Origin of the sequence: Microbacterium sp. BF1, from assembly GCF_019279095.1 — a bacterium.
Classification (GTDB): Bacteria; Actinomycetota; Actinomycetes; order Actinomycetales; family Microbacteriaceae; genus Microbacterium; species Microbacterium maritypicum.
On the sequence record NZ_JAGYWT010000771.1, the window covers coordinates 1 to 747 of the forward strand.

Annotated in this window: 1 pseudogene; it reads right to left on the reverse strand. The window is 70.8% G+C overall.

Annotated features, from left to right (window positions below):
- Positions 1-747 (reverse strand): annotated as a pseudogene (locus tag KZA10_RS16680) (diaminopimelate decarboxylase); the annotation flags it as partial.

Sequence of the window (747 nt, forward strand, 5' to 3'; positions counted from 1 at the left end):
GCGCCGTAGAGGGCCGGACGCGCGTTGTCGCTCATTCCGCCGTCGACGCTGATGTAACGGCGCACGGCTCCGGAATCGATCGTCACGTCCTTCGTGGTGCCGACCTCGTAGATCGTCACACCGGCCGTGCCGACGATGGCGCGCCCCGGTTCGAACGACAAGGCCGGGACGGGGATGCCCCTGGCCGCGCAATCCTCGGCCACCGCGGTGACGATGGCGGCCGCCAGTCCCTCGATCGGAGTCGGGTCGTCGACCCGCGTGTAGGCGATGCCGAAGCCGCCGCCGAGGTTGAGCTGCGGCACCGGTCCGTCCGCGAGCAGGGACGCGTGCAGGTCGAGCACGCGGGACGCCGATTCGCGGAAACCTGCGACGCCGAAGATCTGCGAGCCGATGTGGCAGTGCAGGCCAGCGAACACCAGGCCGGGAATCTCGCGGATGCGTGCCACCGCCCGCTCGGCGTCCGGGAAGGGGAAGCCGAACTTCTGGTCCTCGTGCGCCGTGGCGAGGAAGTCGTGGGTCTCGGCGTGGACGCCGCTGATCACGCGCACCAGCACACGCTGCGTCGCTCCGGTGCGGGCGACGATGGCCGCGAGCCGCTCGATCTCGATGGCGCTGTCGACGATGATCGTGCCCACGCCCACCTCGACCGCCCGCTCGAGCTCGGCCACCGACTTGTTGTTGCCGTGGAAACCGAGAGAGGCCGGTGCGACTCCGGCGGCGAGGGCGACGGCGAGCTCTCCCCCGGTG